Origin of the sequence: Mesorhizobium dulcispinae (genome assembly GCF_033977345.1) — a bacterium.
GTDB lineage: Bacteria > Pseudomonadota > Alphaproteobacteria > Rhizobiales > Rhizobiaceae > Mesorhizobium > Mesorhizobium dulcispinae.
This window is the reverse complement of record NZ_JAVIIY010000009.1, coordinates 160,558-174,716: the sequence shown is the minus strand read 5'-3', so window position 1 is coordinate 174,716 and position 14,159 is coordinate 160,558. Positions and strand designations below refer to the sequence as shown.

The following is a 14,159-nucleotide window of genomic DNA, read 5'->3' as shown; positions in this document are numbered from 1 at the left end:
CGATGTCGATTACTGCCGATCGCAAGAAGGAATTGATGACTGAATTCGCAACCGCCAAGGGCGATACCGGGTCCCCGGAAGTCCAGGTTGCCATCCTTTCCGAGCGCATCAAGAACCTGACGGAGCACTTCAAGGACCACAAGAAGGATAACCATTCCCGCCGTGGCCTGCTTGCTCTCGTTTCCCAGCGCCGCAGCCTGCTTGACTACCTCAAGCGCAAGGATGACGCGCGCTATCAGACGCTGATCGACAAGCTCGGTCTCCGTCGCTGACGAATTGACCGGCGGGCTCTCTGCGGAGGGTCCGCCGGTCGCGCATTGGCACATCGGCTGGTCCGGTGTCTCGATGCTGAGAATGGAGCGCGAAGCGCTCTCGAAATTCGCATTCGCGCAGGGCGCGTTCCGGAAACAGGGGTTTTCGGCGTCATGCGCAAGGCCGGCCGACCGGTCGGCCAGACCTGGTTCCGAAAGTGCAGAGGGCCATTCGGAACCGCCCGTGGACGGTCATGGGGCAGGATTGCAGGATGCTCGCTCGGCAAGTAGGCCGGATATATCGAGCTTCCCGTTGTCTTGCCCGTGGCTGCCCGAAGGAAGCCAGGGAAGGGATGCCCCGCGGCCGTTAAGACGCGGCCCTTTCCGCATATGAAGGACAAGATATGTTCAATCAACACAAAGTGGAAATCGAATGGGGCGGCCGTCCGCTCATCTTGGAGACCGGCAAGATCGCCCGTCAGGCTGACGGCGCCGTGCTTGCCACCTACGGCGAGACCGTGGTTCTCGCCACCGTCGTTTCGATGAAGGAGCCGAAGCCCGGCCTCGATTTCTTCCCGCTCACCGTCAACTACCAGGAAAAGACCTATGCCGCCGGCAAGATCCCGGGCGGCTATTTCAAGCGCGAGGGCCGTCCGAGCGAGAAGGAAACGCTGGTTTCCCGCCTGATCGACCGCCCGATCCGTCCGCTGTTTGCTGACGGCTACAAGAACGACACCCAGATCGTGGTCACCGTCGTCCAGCACGATCTCGAGAACGATCCGGACATCCTGTCGATCGTCGCCACCTCGGCCGCGCTCACGCTCTCCGGCGTGCCCTTCATGGGCCCGATCGGCGGCGCCCGCGTCGGCTACATCAATGGCGAATATGTGCTCAATCCGCATATCGACGAGATGGAGGAATCGAAGCTCGACCTCGTCGTCGCCGGCACCGCCGACGCCGTGCTGATGGTCGAATCCGAGGCCAAGGAGCTCTCGGAGGACCTGATGCTCGGCGCCGTTGTGTTCGGCCACAAGAGCTTCCAGCCGGTGATCGACGCGATCATCAAGCTGGCCGAGGTCGCCGCCAAGGAGCCGCGTGACTTCACCGCTCCGGACTATTCCGAGCTCGAAGGCGAGATGCTGAAGATCGTCGGCGACGAACTGCGCGAGGCCTACAAGATCACCGACAAGCAGTCGCGCTACGCCGCCGTCGACGCCGTCAAGGCGAAGGTCAAGGCAGCGTTCGCGCCGGCCGAAGGCGAGGAAGCAAAGTACGCCCCCGAACAGATCGGCAGCGTCTTCAAGGAGCTCCAGGCCAAGGTGGTGCGCTGGAACATCCTCGACACCGGCTCGCGCATCGACGGCCGTGACCTGAAGACCGTCCGCAAGATCGTCTCCGAGGTCGGCGTCCTGCCGCGTACCCATGGTTCGGCGCTCTTTACCCGCGGCGAGACCCAGGCGCTGGTCGTCGCCACGCTCGGCACCGGCGAGGACGAGCAGTTCGTCGATTCGCTGACCGGCATGTACAAGGAGAAATTCCTCCTCCACTACAACTTCCCTCCCTACTCGGTCGGTGAGACCGGCCGCATGGGCTCGCCGGGCCGTCGTGAAATCGGTCACGGCAAGCTCGCCTGGCGCGCGATCCGCCCGATGCTGCCTTCCGCCGACCAGTTCCCCTACACGCTGCGCGTCGTCTCGGAGATCACCGAGTCCAACGGCTCGTCCTCGATGGCGACCGTCTGCGGTACCTCGCTGGCGCTGATGGATGCTGGCGTGCCGATCGCCAAGCCGGTGGCCGGCATCGCCATGGGCCTGATCAAGGAAGGCGAACGCTTCGCCGTGCTCTCCGACATCCTCGGCGACGAGGATCACCTCGGCGACATGGACTTCAAGGTCGCCGGCACCGCCAACGGCGTCACCTCGCTGCAGATGGACATCAAGATCGATGGCATCACCGAGGAGATCATGGGGATCGCGCTCGGCCAGGCCAAGGACGGCCGCCTGCATATCCTCGGCGAGATGGCGCATGCGATCTCTTCCTCGCGCGCCGAGCTCGGCGAGTTCGCGCCGCGCATCGAGGTCATGCATATCCCGACAGACAAGATCCGCGACGTCATCGGCTCCGGCGGCAAGGTGATCCGCGAGATCGTCGAGAAGACCGGCGCCAAGATCAACATCGAGGACGACGGCACGGTTAAGATCGCTTCGGCCAACGCCAAGGAGATCGAGGCGGCGAAGAAGTGGATCCACACCATCGTTGCCGAGCCGGAAGTCGGCGAGATCTACGAAGGCACCGTCGTCAAGACGGCCGACTTCGGCGCCTTCGTCAACTTCTTCGGCCCGCGCGACGGCCTCGTCCACATCTCGCAGCTCGCCAATGAGCGCGTCGCCAAGACCTCCGACGTCGTCAAGGAAGGCGACAAGGTTTGGGTCAAGCTGATGGGCTTCGACGAGCGCGGCAAGGTTCGCCTGTCGATGAAGGTCGTCGACCAGGCGACCGGCAAGGAGATCGTTCAGGAGAAGAAGAAGCCGGAAGGCGAGGAAGACGCCGCCTGATCGGCCTGACCGGGTAAAATCGAGACGGGCGCGCCGCAAGGTCGCGCCCGTTTTTGTTTGAAGAGTTTGAAAGCAATGGCCGCGGAGCCGCTGAAAACCCTGTTTCATCCCTTTGAGGCCGAGGCGATCCCTCTGCCGCCGAAGGACGGCAGCGTCCTGTTTCTGGGCGCCGAGCCGGGCTTCCGGCTGCCCGACGGCTTCGATGCGGCGCTGCATCTGGTGCAAGGCTTTCGGCCGCATTACCGCCCCCTGCAGGCGGCCGGCTACGCGGTCACGCCGCAGGCGCAAGGCTCGGCATTCGACATTGCCCTTGTGCTAGCCGGCCGGCATCGCGGCCAGAATGAGCTGCGGATCGCCGAAGCGATCGAGCGCGTGGCGCCGGGAGGACTGATCGTCGTCGCCGGCGGCAAGGACGACGGCATCGACAGCCTGCGCAAACGCATCGATGCGCTGGCGCCACTCGAGGCGCACCTGCCAAAACATCACGGCGTCGCCTTCTGGTTCCGCCAGGCCGGCATGGATGCGGCCCGGGCGCTTCGCGCCGCCAACCCCGATCTGGTCGTCGAAGGCCGCTTCCGCACCGCGCCCGGCATGTTCTCCTTCGATCGTGTCGATGCCGGTTCGAAGCTTCTGCTGGACAGCCTGCCGGAGGGCCTTGCGGGCAACGTCGCCGATTTCTGCGCCGGCTGGGGTTACCTGGCGGCGGAAGTCTCGGAACGCTCGCCGGACCTCTCCGGTCTCGATCTCTACGAAGCGGATTTCGAGGCCCTGGAGGCGGCGAAGGTCAATGTCCGGGCAACCGCTGTCGAGCCGCGCTTCTTCTGGACCGATCTGCTCAGCGAAACGGTCGAGCGACGCTACGATGCGATCGTCATGAACCCGCCCTTCCACAGCGGCCGGGCTGCCGAGCCGGGCATCGGCGCCGGCATGATCCGCGCGGCGTCGAAGGCGCTGAAACCAGGTGGACGCCTGTTCATGGTGGCGAACCGGCAGTTGCCTTACGAGCAGGTGCTGGCGGCCGCCTTCTCCAGCCACGCCGAGGTCGCCCGCGACGGCATGTTCAAGGTGTTCTCGGCGCGCCGCTAAAAGCAATTCCAGGAAAGTGTCGAGCGGTTTTCCGTCTGGAATTGCGCCAGAAAAGGCAATTCCAGGAAAAGTGTCGAGCGGTTTTCCGTCCGGAATTGCGCCAGAAAAAGAGCGAGTGCCCTACTGCAGGCTGACCAGGCGCGCCGGCTCGCGCGTGGCATGAACGGGGCGCGCCTCGCCGAGCTCGACCTTGAGCGGCGCGGGACGCCCGAACAGATAGCCCTGCACCACCTCGCAGCCGGCGGCTCTCAGCAGCGTCGCCTGGTTCTCGGTCTCGACGCCCTCGGCGATGATGCCGACGCCAAGCGCACGCGACAGCCCGACGATGGTCGAGACGACGGCGCCCGAGCTGGAATCGGTATCGATGCGGCTGACGAAGGAGCGGTCTATCTTCAGCTTGCCGAACGAGAAGTCGATCAAGTAGCTCAGGTTCGAGTAGCCGGTACCGAAATCGTCGACGGCGACCGAGATGCCCATCTCGGCGAGCTGCCGCAGGATGACGGCCGCGCGGTCGCGGTCCTGCATCATCGCCGTTTCGGTGACTTCGAGCTCGAGCCGCGACGGCTTGATGCCGGTCGATGCCATGGTCTCGCGCACGATGCCGACGAAGTCCTTGGTCATGAACTGGACCGGCGAGATGTTGACGGCGACGAAGCAATCCTCCGGCAGGTACTGGGCGTCGCTGCAGGCCTTGCGCAGCACCCACTCGCCGATCGGGTTGATCATGCCGGTTTCCTCGGCGATCGGAATGAATTCCATCGGCGGGATCATGCCGCGTTCCGGATGCTTCCACCGGATCAGCGCTTCATAGCCGACGACACGGCCGCCCTGCAGGTCGAATTGCGGCTGGTAGTGGAGGCTGAAGTCGCCGCGGTCGAAGGCGGTTTTCAACTCGGATTCGATCCATTGCCGGTAGTCCGCCACCCGTCCCATATCGGCGTGGAAGACCGACCAGTTGCCGATGCCGCTCGCGCGCGCATTCTGCAGCGCCAGGTTGGAGCGGCGAAGGATGAGCACCGGGTCGACGCCGTCCTTCGGCATCGCCACGATACCGACGGACATGCTGACGGACTGCAGATGCGTCTGGAGTTGGTAGGGCTCCATCATCCGGTTGATGAGGTTTTCGAGGAACCGTTCGAGCGATCCACGGATCTCGCGATCCGGCAGCAGCACGGCGAATTCGCCGGCGCCGAGCCGTCCGATCACGGCATCCTCCGGCATGCTCTCCTTCAGCCGTTTGGTGAAGGCGCGGATCAGCTCGTCGCCATGGCTGTAGCCGATGGCATCGTTGATCTGCTTGAAGCGGTCGATGTCGATATCGATCAAATAGACCGGTTCGCCGGTCTCGATGGTTTCTGTTGCCGCCGCGGCGACCTTTCCGACGATCGCCTGGCGCGTCAGCAGGCCGGTCATCTTGTCGAAATGCGTTTCCTTGAAGACATATTCGGCCGATTCATCGACACCCGCGAAGAAGGACATCGCGGCGCCGCCGGCGGAAAGCGCGCAAAGCGCGGCGATGATGCCCGCCATCGTCTCCGCCGGCATGCCGGCCAGCCCGTCGCCAAAACCGAACCGCAGTCCCCAGAGCCCGAGGATGAAACTGCCCATGCCCGAGCTGGCGATGGTGATCAGCCGGAACAGCGGTGTTCGCTTCGGGTTGCTGACTGCAGACATGCAAGGTCCCTAAACTGCAGGGCCTTTTAGCGGATACCTCCTTAAAATGGGTTTCCGCCAATGCATCCAATTTTACTGGAAGTATTTTTTGCGTTAGCGAATTATTCGCGGCCGCCGTCGTTCTGCTTCAGTTCCTCGAGCGTCGGCATGGAGACGATGTGGTAGCCGGAATCGACATAGTGGATCTCGCCTGTGACCCCCGAAGAAAGGTCCGAGAGCAGGTAGAGCGCCGAGCCGCCGACCTCGTCGATGGTCACTGTGCGGCGAAGCGGCGAATTACGCTGCTGATAGGAGAACATGTGGCGGGCGTCGGACACGCCGGAGCCGGCGAGCGTCCGCACCGGTCCCGCCGAGATGCCGTTCACCCTGATGCCGCGCGGACCGTAATCATTGGCGAGATAGCGCACGCTCGCCTCCAGCCCGGCCTTGGCGACGCCCATGACGTTGTAGTTGGGCATGACCCGGACCGATCCGGCATAGGTCAGCGTGATCATCGAGCCGCCGTTCGTCATCAGCGCCGCGGCATTGCGGGCGATCTCGGTGAAGGAATAGCAGGAGATCACCATGGTGCGGACGAAGTTGTCGCGGCTGGTGTCGGCGTAGAGGCCCTTGAGCTCGTTCTTGTCGGAGAAGCCGATGGCGTGGACAATGAAATCCAGTCCGCCCCAGGCCTCGCCGAGCGTCTCGAAGGTAGCGGTGACCGAGGCGCTGTCCTCGACGTCGCAAGGCACGACCAGCGAGGCGCCGAGCTTCTCGGCAAGCGGCTTGACCCGGCGCCCGAAGGCGTCGCCCTGATAGGTGAAGGCAAGTTCCGCCCCGTGTTCGGACAATTTCCTGGCGATGCCCCAGGCGATCGAATGGTCGTTGGCGACCCCCATGACAAGCCCGCGCTTGCCCTTCATCAACCCTTCCATAAAAGGCGATCCTTATGCGGAATAGCGCTGGAAAATCAGCGTTGCGTTGGTGCCACCGAAACCGAAGGAATTGGACAAAACGGTGTCGATCTTGGCGTTGTCGATGCGCTTGCGCACGATCGGCATCCCCTCGAATTCCGGATCGAGCTCCTCGATATGGGCGCTCTCGCCGATGAAGCCGCCCTGCATCATCAGGATCGAGTAGATCGATTCCTGGACCCCGGCGGCGCCGAGCGAATGGCCGGTCAGCGACTTGGTCGAGGTGATGAACGGCATCGTGTCGCCGAACACCTCGCGGATGGCGCCCATTTCCTTGGAATCGCCGACCGGCGTCGAGGTGCCGTGCGTGTTGATGTAGTCGACCGGTGTTGAGACGGTTGCAAGCGCCTGCCGCATGCAGCGCATCGCGCCTTCTCCCGAAGGAGCAACCATGTCGTAGCCGTCGGAGGTCGCGCCATAGCCGACGATCTCGGCATAGATCTTGGCGCCGCGCGCCTTGGCGTGCTCAAGCTCTTCCAGCACCAGCACGCCCGCCCCGCCGGCGATGACGAAGCCGTCGCGGTTGACGTCATACGCGCGGGATGCAGACGAGGCCCGATCGTTGAATTTCGACGACATGGCGCCCATGGCGTCGAACAGGTCCGACATCGTCCAGTCGAGATCCTCGTGGCCGCCGGCGAACATCATGTCCTGCTTGCCCCACTGGATCAGCTCATAGGCATTGCCGATGCAATGCGCCGAGGTCGAGCAGGCCGACGAGATCGAGTAATTGACGCCGTGGATCTTGAACCAGGTGGCCAAAGTGGCCGAAGCGGTCGACGACATCGCCTTCGGCACCGCGAACGGACCGATGCGCTTCGGGCTGCCGTTCTTGAGCGTCGTTTCGGCGGCTTCCACGATGGTCCTTGTCGACGGTCCGCCGGAGCCCATGACGATGCCGGTGCGCTCGTTGGTGATGTCGCTTTCGCCTAAGCCGGCGTCCGCGATCGCCTGATCCATGGCGACATGGTTCCAGGCGGCACCTTGGCTCAGGAAACGCATGGCGCGGCGGTCGATCATCGCCGAAGGGTCGAGCGTCGGCGCGCCCCACACCTGGCAGCGGAAGCCGTGCTCGGCGAAGGAATTGGAAAAGCTGATGCCGGACTTGGCATCGTAAAGCGAGGACTGCACCTCATTGGCGTTGTTGCCGATCGACGACACAATGCCGAGGCCTGTCACTACGACGCGTCTCATTCGCAACTCCTTCCGGCGTAGTTTGGCGAAAACCTATTCGGTTTTCGCTTTCGATCATACGCAAAATAAACTGCCGCGGCGCCCTTGCGCATCCGGCGGATACGCCAGGCCCCGTGGCGAAAAGCGATCAGGCGGCGGACTGCTTGGACAGACCCACCTTCAGATCCGTTGCCGCGTATATGGGTTCGCCATCCGCCTTGAGCCAGCCATCGGCTATGCCGAGCACGAGGCGGCCGCGCATCACGCGCTTGAAGTCGACGCCATATTCGACCTTCTTGACCGACGGCGTCACCATGCCCTTGAACTTCACCTCGCCGGTCGACAGCGCCATGCCCTTGCCGGGCTCGCCGAGCCAGCCGAGATAGAAGCCGGTCAATTGCCACATGGCGTCGAGGCCGAGGCAGCCCGGCATGATCGGATTGCCGATGAAATGGCAGGCGAAGAACCAAAGATCCGGCTTGATGTCGAATTCGGCGCGGATGAAGCCCTTGTCGAAGGCGCCACCGGTTTCGCTGATCTCGGTGATGCGGTCGAACATCAGCATCGGCGGGTAGGGCAGCTGGGCGTTTCCCGGTCCGAACAGCTCGCCGCGGGCGCAGGCAAGCAGTTCCTCGTAATCGTAGCTGGACTTTTGACCCGCCATTAACTCCGTCCCCGTTTTCCTTCCGGGCGGCAGGGCGCCCTTGTCGTTGGTTTCCTAACACACTCTGTTTGCGGCCGGAAACCGGCGTTTGCGCTTAACCCGTGCGCCTGCCTGGGTCAATGCGCGCTATTGATCGCATTTGGGCGACAGAATATATCTCGGGTGATGTCCAGTTTTTGGCATTGACGTCTTTTTGCCATTCTGGACCGGTCTATGGGGCTGGCTGCAAGCGTCGACGGGATAGATGGATTCGGGCTGCCGGAAGGAAAATGTCGCTGTGGACAAGCGGGTTCGCGAAGCCGGCCTGAGGCCGACGCGTCAGCGCATTGCGCTGGCCGATCTGCTTTTCGCCAAGGGCGACCGCCACCTCTCGGCCGAGGAACTGCACGAGGAGGCGATCGCCGCCGGCGTGCCGGTTTCGCTGGCGACCGTCTACAACGCGCTCCATCAGTTCACCCAGGCCGGCCTGCTGCGCATCCTCGCGGTCGAAGGGTCGAAGACCTATTTCGACACCAACACTTCCGATCACCACCACTTTTATGTCGAGGGCGAGAACCGCATCTTCGACATCGCCAGCGGCCCGGTGAGCGTCTCCAACCTGCCGGAACCACCTGAGGGCATGGAGATCGCCAATGTCGACATCGTGGTGAGGCTGCGCCCCAAGCGCGTTGATTGATCCTTCGGCGATGCGGCCCGTCGATCTCGTGATCCGGCTGGAATGGGTCGTCGCTGCCGTGGTGGCCGTCGTCCTCTACAAATTGACCGGTGTATCCTGGTGGCTGTTTGCGCTGCTCATCCTGGCGCCGGACCTGTCGATGCTGGGCTATCTCGCAGGGCCGCGTATCGGCGCGATGGCCTACAATGCGCTGCACATCCTGATTGCCCCGCTCGTTCTCGGTCTTGCTGGCGTCCTGCTTTCCGGTTCAATGCTGACCGCTGTGGCGCTCGTCTGGGCCGCTCACATAGCCATCGACCGCGCTCTCGGCTATGGGCTGAAACTGCCCACCGGTTTTCAGGATACGCATCTCGGTCGCATCGGACGCGATCGACCATGATCCCGAAAAGTGGGAGCCGGTTTTCGGGCTAGATCATGGTCCAGACGAAATAGTCAGTTCTTGAACTTCTCGCCCGGATAGGCGCCCCAGACCTGCGACTGGGCCATCCAGCCGGTATGGCCGTCAAAGGTCATTTCGCACCATTGACCATCGCATTTCTTGATCGAGCCGATCACCCCCGGCTCGATGATGGCGACGATGTTGGCGTCCTTGTCGGGATCGTCGAGCAGATTGATTCGCCCGCCCTTGCCGCGCTGCCAGGGCGCGACGATCGCCGTGCGGCGGCCCGAGAGCAGCGATTGGTTGATCCAGCCCTCCGAGCCGTCGGCATCGCGCACGCGGCGCCAGGTGTCGAATTCCTGGATGACTTCCATAGGCAGGCCGGCCTTCATGTACATCCAGTCGACGGAATAATTGGCGCCCGGGCCGACGCGCGAGTTGACGCGAGCCGGCTTGAGGCTGACGAAGCGCGGCAGCGGCAGGCCGCTCGGCCCGAGCGTTACCGTTTGCGCCGGTGCCGCCGCGCTCTGGGCGGACACCTGCGGCGCGCAAAGCAGAGTGCCGAGAACGGCTGCGCTGAGAGCCAGGCGAAGCGACGCGAAACCAGACACTTTCGTTCCTTTCGGCGCCGGTCCGTCGGGATGAGCGCCCCTTTTTCTTTGTCTTCGGCGGCACCGCTTGTTACAGGAGTGAGCTGATGCCGCGACTGGCTACAAGTTTCGCCTGTCTTGGTTAAAGAGGTCTCAACGAGATCGGTTTCGAGGAAGCTTCGGGGATAAAATGGCAGGCAAAAAACGGCCCCTCGTCGTCATCACGCGCAAGCTGCCCGACCCGGTGGAGACCCGCATGCGCGAGCTGTTCGACGCGCGCCTCAATGTCGAGGACCGGCCGATGACCCAGCCGGAGCTGGTCGCCGCCGTCAAGGAAGCCGACGTGCTGGTCCCGACCATCACCGACCACATCGATGCCGCGCTGATCGCCCAAGCCGGCGAGAACCTGAAGCTGATCGCCAATTTCGGCAACGGCGTCGACAAGATCGATGTCGCCGCGGCCGCCAAGAAGGGCATCACCGTCACCAACACGCCGAACGTGCTGACCGAAGACACCGCCGACATGACCATGGCGCTGATGCTCGCCGTGCCGCGCAGGCTCGCCGAAGGCGCCAACGTGCTCACCGGCGAGAAGAAATGGGCCGGTTGGTCGCCGACCTGGATGCTCGGCCGCCGCATCTGGGGCAAGCGCCTCGGCGTCGTCGGCATGGGCCGTATCGGCACGGCGGTCGCCAGGCGCGCCAAGGCGTTCGGCCTGTCCATCCACTACCACAACCGCCACCGCGTGCTGCCGGCGGTCGAGGACGAATTGGAAGCGACCTATTGGGAAAGCCTCGACCAGATGCTCGCCCGCATGGACATCATCTCGGTTAACTGTCCGTCGACGCCGGCGACCTTCCATCTCCTGTCCGCCCGGCGGCTGGCGCTGATGCAGCCGACGGCCTACATCGTCAACACCGCGCGCGGCGACATCATCGACGAGGAATCGCTGATCAAGCTTATCCAGGACGGCAAGATCGCCGGCGCCGGCCTCGACGTCTACGAGCATGAGCCGGCGCTGAACAGCAAGCTGTTGAAGCTCGCCCACAAGGGCAAGGTCGTGCTTTTGCCGCATATGGGCTCGGCGACGCTCGAAGGCCGTATCGACATGGGCGAGAAGGTGATCATCAACATCCGCGCCTTCTTCGACGGCCACCGGCCGCCGGACCGCGTGCTGCCGCTGAGGACGTGAGTTCAGGCTGCGACGCTAATCGCGCCGTCTCCGTCGACCCTTACAATGGTTCCGCGGTAGGTATCGAACGCGCCGCGTTCGAGCCTTACCGCCGTCGGCGTTTCCCAGCCCATTTCCCGGGCGACGATCAGGCCGAGCAGCAGGATGGCGTCCGGCTCGTGCAGCACCAGGGCGGCCGGTGCGCGCCCGTTGTGGACCAGCTCCATCAGCACGGCGGAAGCCGACGATGAACCGATCGTACCCGGCAGGAACAGCACCCGGCCGGAAATGATCTCGCCATGCTGCGGATGGCGGACATCGGCGATGCGTCCTGTCTTAGGATCGACGCCGCCCCAGAAGCTGATCGGCGCCGTCAGCACCAAAGCCTCCCCTTCGCCGGCCTTGCCCGGCACCAGGATTTCGGCGGCGCTCATGCGGCGATATCCGTGAAGCGCGGCTTGCCGGCGACCGCGCTTTCGACGCAATCGGCGAGCGAGGCATAGAGCACCGCATAGCCGGTGTTGCCCGGCGCGTAATGCGCGAACTTCCCCGAATTGGTCATCAAGATGCCACCGGCAAGCTCCGGCATGATCGGCGTCACCACCACGCAAGTGTCGGCGACGATCGTGACACCGCTCGCTTCCAGGATCTTGCGCTGGCCGTTCCGTTCCAGCGAGGAAAGCACATGGCGGCCGGTGCAGGCATAGATCGGCACGGCGAGTCGTCGTCCGGCGATCAATCGCTCCAGCATGTCGAACTCGGCTTGCGACAGATGCGGACTGCCGATCGCGACCGCATCGACGGTTTTCGGCGCAGCCGCCGTCGACAGGCCGGCGCGGGCCTTCGCCGCCATCTCAGGCGTGACGCGGATAGCCGCGTCCGGTTCGGGCCCGGCCAGAATGGTCTCGACATCAGGCGCCTCGGGCGTCACCCCGGCGATGTGGAACAGGCCGACCGCACCGGCTGAAGCAGCCGCGGCGCCGAAAGCCTTCAGCGCATCCTCGCCGGGGTGATTGACGACGCCGGTGACGACGCCGATCGCATTGCCGACCTCGCGGCCATAGAGGCTGCCCAGCACCGGCCAGGCGATCTCGGAGGCGAGGAGGGAGGAAGAAAGGCCGGAGACGTCGAACACCAGCCTCGCCCGGCGGTTCTCCGGGCGATGCAGGCCATAGTCCGGCGCGCGTCCGGTGATAGCGCAGGCGATGTCGAGGAAGTCGCCGTAGCGGTTCGTGCGGGCGCCCAGCACCGAGTTGCAGAACACCACCGCATTGGATTCGCCCCAGGCGACATCGCTCCCAAGCGTTGGCCTGTGTCCGGCCTGATAGGGCGCGCAGGTCCAGCTCTGCTCGCAGCCGAGCTTGCGATAGGCCTCCATCATCCGTCGCGCCATGCCGCGCTGCGGCTCTTCCAGACGGATGCGCGAGCAGCCCGTCAGGTCGAGGGCCCCGACGTTGAGCGTCGAGCGCACCGCCACCCTGGCGCCGCCCTCGACCAGCCGCTCGGCGAACAGCGTGCCGGAATCGCCGTGGTAGAGCGCGCCGTCGATATGCGCCGAAGCGATTCTGATCAGCCGCTCGGCCCCAAGCAGCCGCGCGCTCTCGGCGACGATGCGCATCGCCATACCCGCGCCGTCCTTGCCGGCGGCGATCGCCTGTTCTTCTTGGCTGAGCGCGAGACTCAAGACAGCACCTTGCGCATGGTGATCGAGGTCGGCCGGTCATAGCCTTCATGCGCCGTGCGGCCGGTCTCGCGGAAGCCGAGCCGGGCGAACGCCGCGTGGTTTGCGGTCAGTTCGATGCGCGTCTGCAGCTCGATGGCGTTTTTGCCGCGCCGGCGGGCAAAGTCCTCCACGGCCTGCATCAGCCGTCCGCCTATGCCTCGCCCCTGAAGGCCGGGCTCGACGGCAAGCTTGCCGACATAGAAATCCTTCGCCCTCTCCAGCGCGAAGATACAGCCCACGATCCGGCCGTTCTCCAAGGCCAGGAAGGCCGTCTCTTGCCCCGCCTTGCTTTTGAGGTTTTCGGGCGTCAGCCGATGCGCCGAGGATGGCGGGTCGATGACGCCGTCCATATAGGCGAAGGCGCGCAGGATCAGCGCCAGCACTTCGTCCCACCGCGCGAAGTCCGGCGGAAGCTCGGTGACGAGGAGAATGGCCGTCTGGTCCATGGGTTCAGACTGCCTTGTAGCGGACGGTGTCGAAGCGGGCGGTGAGCCCGTCGTAAAGCAGCAGCCGGCCGACCAGCGGCTCGCCGATGCCGGCGATCAGCTTGATCGTTTCCATCGCCTCCAGCGTGCCGATGACGCCCGTCAGCGCGCCGACGATGCCGGCAACGGCGCAGGATGGCACCAGCCCTTCGGGCGGCGCTTCCGGGAAAAGGTCGCGGTAGCCTGGATTGCGCTTGCCGTCGGCACCGGTTTCGTACGGCTTCAGCACCGTCACCGATCCGTCGAAGCGGCCGACGGCGGCGGTGACCAGCGGTTTCTTTTCCTGGGCGCACGCATCGGCCAGCGCATAGCGCGTCTCGAAATTGTCGGAACCGTCGACGACGACATCGTAGCGGGCGACGAGGGCAGGGGCGTTTTGCTCGGTCAGCCTGAGGCGATGCAATTCCACTGTGACATTTGGATTGATGCGCATGATCGCCGCCGACGCGCTGTCGGTCTTCGCCATGCCGATCGTGTCTGTCCCATGGATCACCTGCCGCTGCAGGTTGGACAAGGAAACGTCATCGTCGTCGACGATGCCGAGCGTGCCGACGCCGGCCGCGGCAAGATATTCAAGCGCCGGCGCCCCCAGCCCGCCGGCGCCGATCACCAGCACCCGCGCCCGCTTCAGCTTCTGCTGGCCGGGGCCGCCGATTTCGGGCAGCACGATGTGGCGGGCATAGCGTTCGAGCTCTTCGTCGGTCAGGGCATTGGTCATGGCCGGACCATATAGCGGGCAGGAAACCTTGTCATGCACATGCAAGGCAGCGCCTTGTTAT

15 protein-coding genes are annotated in these 14,159 nt (G+C 64.2%); 6 read left to right on the top strand and 9 right to left on the bottom strand.

Translation table 11 applies throughout. The annotated features are described in order from the left end of the window. Nucleotides 1–2: 2 nt before the first annotated feature. From rpsO to RFN30_RS20375, 3 genes are all read left to right on the top strand, one after another. Nucleotides 3–272: a 30S ribosomal protein S15 gene (gene rpsO, locus RFN30_RS20385; protein WP_027165894.1), complete on the top strand. Its 270-nt coding sequence runs from the start codon at nt 3–5 to the stop codon at nt 270–272. A gap of 383 nt (nt 273–655) precedes the next feature. Further along, on the top strand, nt 656–2,806 hold the full coding sequence (pnp, locus tag RFN30_RS20380; RefSeq protein ID WP_320263875.1) for a polyribonucleotide nucleotidyltransferase: 2,151 nt from the start codon (nt 656–658) through the stop codon (nt 2,804–2,806). A gap of 75 nt (nt 2,807–2,881) precedes the next feature. Next, entirely contained in the window at nt 2,882–3,892 is a 1,011-nt protein-coding gene (locus tag RFN30_RS20375) for a class I SAM-dependent methyltransferase (protein ID WP_320263874.1), read from the top strand. Between the two features lie 120 nt (nt 3,893–4,012). Here the strand turns inward: RFN30_RS20375 and RFN30_RS20370 are convergent, their stop codons facing one another. From RFN30_RS20370 to fabA, 4 genes are all read right to left on the bottom strand, one after another. Continuing rightward, nucleotides 4,013–5,566 carry a putative bifunctional diguanylate cyclase/phosphodiesterase gene (locus tag RFN30_RS20370; RefSeq protein ID WP_320263873.1) on the bottom strand — a complete coding sequence of 518 codons (1,554 nt, stop codon included), beginning with the start codon at nt 5,564–5,566 and terminating at the stop codon, nt 4,013–4,015. Between the two features lie 101 nt (nt 5,567–5,667). Beyond that, complete coding sequence (fabI, locus tag RFN30_RS20365) at nt 5,668–6,480, bottom strand: enoyl-ACP reductase FabI (RefSeq protein ID WP_320263872.1); 813 nt, start codon at nt 6,478–6,480, stop codon at nt 5,668–5,670. 12 nt (nt 6,481–6,492) lie between these two features. Continuing rightward, nucleotides 6,493–7,713, bottom strand: a complete 1,221-nt coding sequence (gene fabB, locus RFN30_RS20360) for a beta-ketoacyl-ACP synthase I (RefSeq protein WP_320263871.1) — start codon at nt 7,711–7,713, stop codon at nt 6,493–6,495. 127 nt (nt 7,714–7,840) lie between these two features. Next, nucleotides 7,841–8,356 carry a 3-hydroxyacyl-[acyl-carrier-protein] dehydratase FabA gene (gene fabA / locus RFN30_RS20355; protein WP_027165888.1) on the bottom strand — a complete coding sequence of 172 codons (516 nt, stop codon included), beginning with the start codon at nt 8,354–8,356 and terminating at the stop codon, nt 7,841–7,843. 244 nt (nt 8,357–8,600) lie between these two features. Between fabA and irrA the strand changes: the two genes are divergently transcribed. Continuing rightward, on the top strand, nt 8,601–9,032 hold the full coding sequence (gene irrA / locus RFN30_RS20350) for an iron response transcriptional regulator IrrA (RefSeq protein WP_320263870.1): 432 nt from the start codon (nt 8,601–8,603) through the stop codon (nt 9,030–9,032). Between the two features lie 10 nt (nt 9,033–9,042). Continuing rightward, entirely contained in the window at nt 9,043–9,411 is a 369-nt protein-coding gene (locus tag RFN30_RS20345) for a DUF4260 domain-containing protein (RefSeq protein ID WP_320263869.1), read from the top strand. Nucleotides 9,412–9,464: 53 nt separating this feature from the next. Here the strand turns inward: RFN30_RS20345 and RFN30_RS20340 are convergent, their stop codons facing one another. Beyond that, on the bottom strand, nt 9,465–10,022 hold the full coding sequence (locus tag RFN30_RS20340) for an SH3 domain-containing protein (RefSeq protein WP_320263868.1): 558 nt from the start codon (nt 10,020–10,022) through the stop codon (nt 9,465–9,467). A gap of 169 nt (nt 10,023–10,191) precedes the next feature. Between RFN30_RS20340 and RFN30_RS20335 the strand changes: the two genes are divergently transcribed. Further along, nucleotides 10,192–11,193, top strand: a complete 1,002-nt coding sequence (locus tag RFN30_RS20335) for a 2-hydroxyacid dehydrogenase (protein WP_320263867.1) — start codon at nt 10,192–10,194, stop codon at nt 11,191–11,193. A gap of 2 nt (nt 11,194–11,195) precedes the next feature. Here the strand turns inward: RFN30_RS20335 and RFN30_RS20330 are convergent, their stop codons facing one another. The 4 genes from RFN30_RS20330 to RFN30_RS20315 are packed head-to-tail and all read right to left on the bottom strand — an operon-like array spanning nt 11,196 to nt 14,098. Next, on the bottom strand, nt 11,196–11,606 hold the full coding sequence (locus RFN30_RS20330) for an aconitase X swivel domain-containing protein (protein WP_320263866.1): 411 nt from the start codon (nt 11,604–11,606) through the stop codon (nt 11,196–11,198). Further along, entirely contained in the window at nt 11,603–12,856 is a 1,254-nt protein-coding gene (locus RFN30_RS20325) for an aconitase X (RefSeq protein ID WP_320263865.1), read from the bottom strand. The genes RFN30_RS20330 and RFN30_RS20325 overlap by 4 nt, the downstream gene beginning before the upstream one ends. Then, a complete protein-coding gene (locus RFN30_RS20320; RefSeq protein ID WP_320263864.1) occupies nt 12,853–13,341 on the bottom strand; it encodes a GNAT family N-acetyltransferase in 489 nt (162 codons plus the stop codon). Before RFN30_RS20320 ends, RFN30_RS20325 begins: the two co-directional genes overlap by 4 nt. 4 nt (nt 13,342–13,345) lie before the next feature. Beyond that, complete coding sequence (locus RFN30_RS20315; RefSeq protein WP_320263863.1) at nt 13,346–14,098, bottom strand: molybdopterin-synthase adenylyltransferase MoeB; 753 nt, start codon at nt 14,096–14,098, stop codon at nt 13,346–13,348. Nucleotides 14,099–14,159: the final 61 nt, after the last annotated feature.

What these genes read in the sequence shown, in the direction of transcription:
- RFN30_RS20375 (WP_320263874.1), top strand. Translation starts at nt 2,882, where the DNA reads ATGGCCGCGGAGCCGCTGAAAACCCTGTTTCATCCCTTTGAGGCCGAG.
- RFN30_RS20345 (WP_320263869.1), top strand. Translation starts at nt 9,043, where the DNA reads ATGCGGCCCGTCGATCTCGTGATCCGGCTGGAATGGGTCGTCGCTGCC.
- pnp (WP_320263875.1), top strand. Translation starts at nt 656, where the DNA reads ATGTTCAATCAACACAAAGTGGAAATCGAATGGGGCGGCCGTCCGCTC.
- fabI (WP_320263872.1), bottom strand. Translation starts at nt 6,480, where the DNA reads ATGGAAGGGTTGATGAAGGGCAAGCGCGGGCTTGTCATGGGGGTCGCC.
- RFN30_RS20335 (WP_320263867.1), top strand. Translation starts at nt 10,192, where the DNA reads ATGGCAGGCAAAAAACGGCCCCTCGTCGTCATCACGCGCAAGCTGCCC.
- RFN30_RS20320 (WP_320263864.1), bottom strand. Translation starts at nt 13,341, where the DNA reads ATGGACCAGACGGCCATTCTCCTCGTCACCGAGCTTCCGCCGGACTTC.
- irrA (WP_320263870.1), top strand. Translation starts at nt 8,601, where the DNA reads ATGGATTCGGGCTGCCGGAAGGAAAATGTCGCTGTGGACAAGCGGGTT.
- RFN30_RS20370 (WP_320263873.1), bottom strand. Translation starts at nt 5,566, where the DNA reads ATGTCTGCAGTCAGCAACCCGAAGCGAACACCGCTGTTCCGGCTGATC.
- RFN30_RS20315 (WP_320263863.1), bottom strand. Translation starts at nt 14,098, where the DNA reads ATGACCAATGCCCTGACCGACGAAGAGCTCGAACGCTATGCCCGCCAC.
- fabA (WP_027165888.1), bottom strand. Translation starts at nt 8,356, where the DNA reads ATGGCGGGTCAAAAGTCCAGCTACGATTACGAGGAACTGCTTGCCTGC.
- RFN30_RS20330 (WP_320263866.1), bottom strand. Translation starts at nt 11,606, where the DNA reads ATGAGCGCCGCCGAAATCCTGGTGCCGGGCAAGGCCGGCGAAGGGGAG.
- rpsO (WP_027165894.1), top strand. Translation starts at nt 3, where the DNA reads ATGTCGATTACTGCCGATCGCAAGAAGGAATTGATGACTGAATTCGCA.
- fabB (WP_320263871.1), bottom strand. Translation starts at nt 7,713, where the DNA reads ATGAGACGCGTCGTAGTGACAGGCCTCGGCATTGTGTCGTCGATCGGC.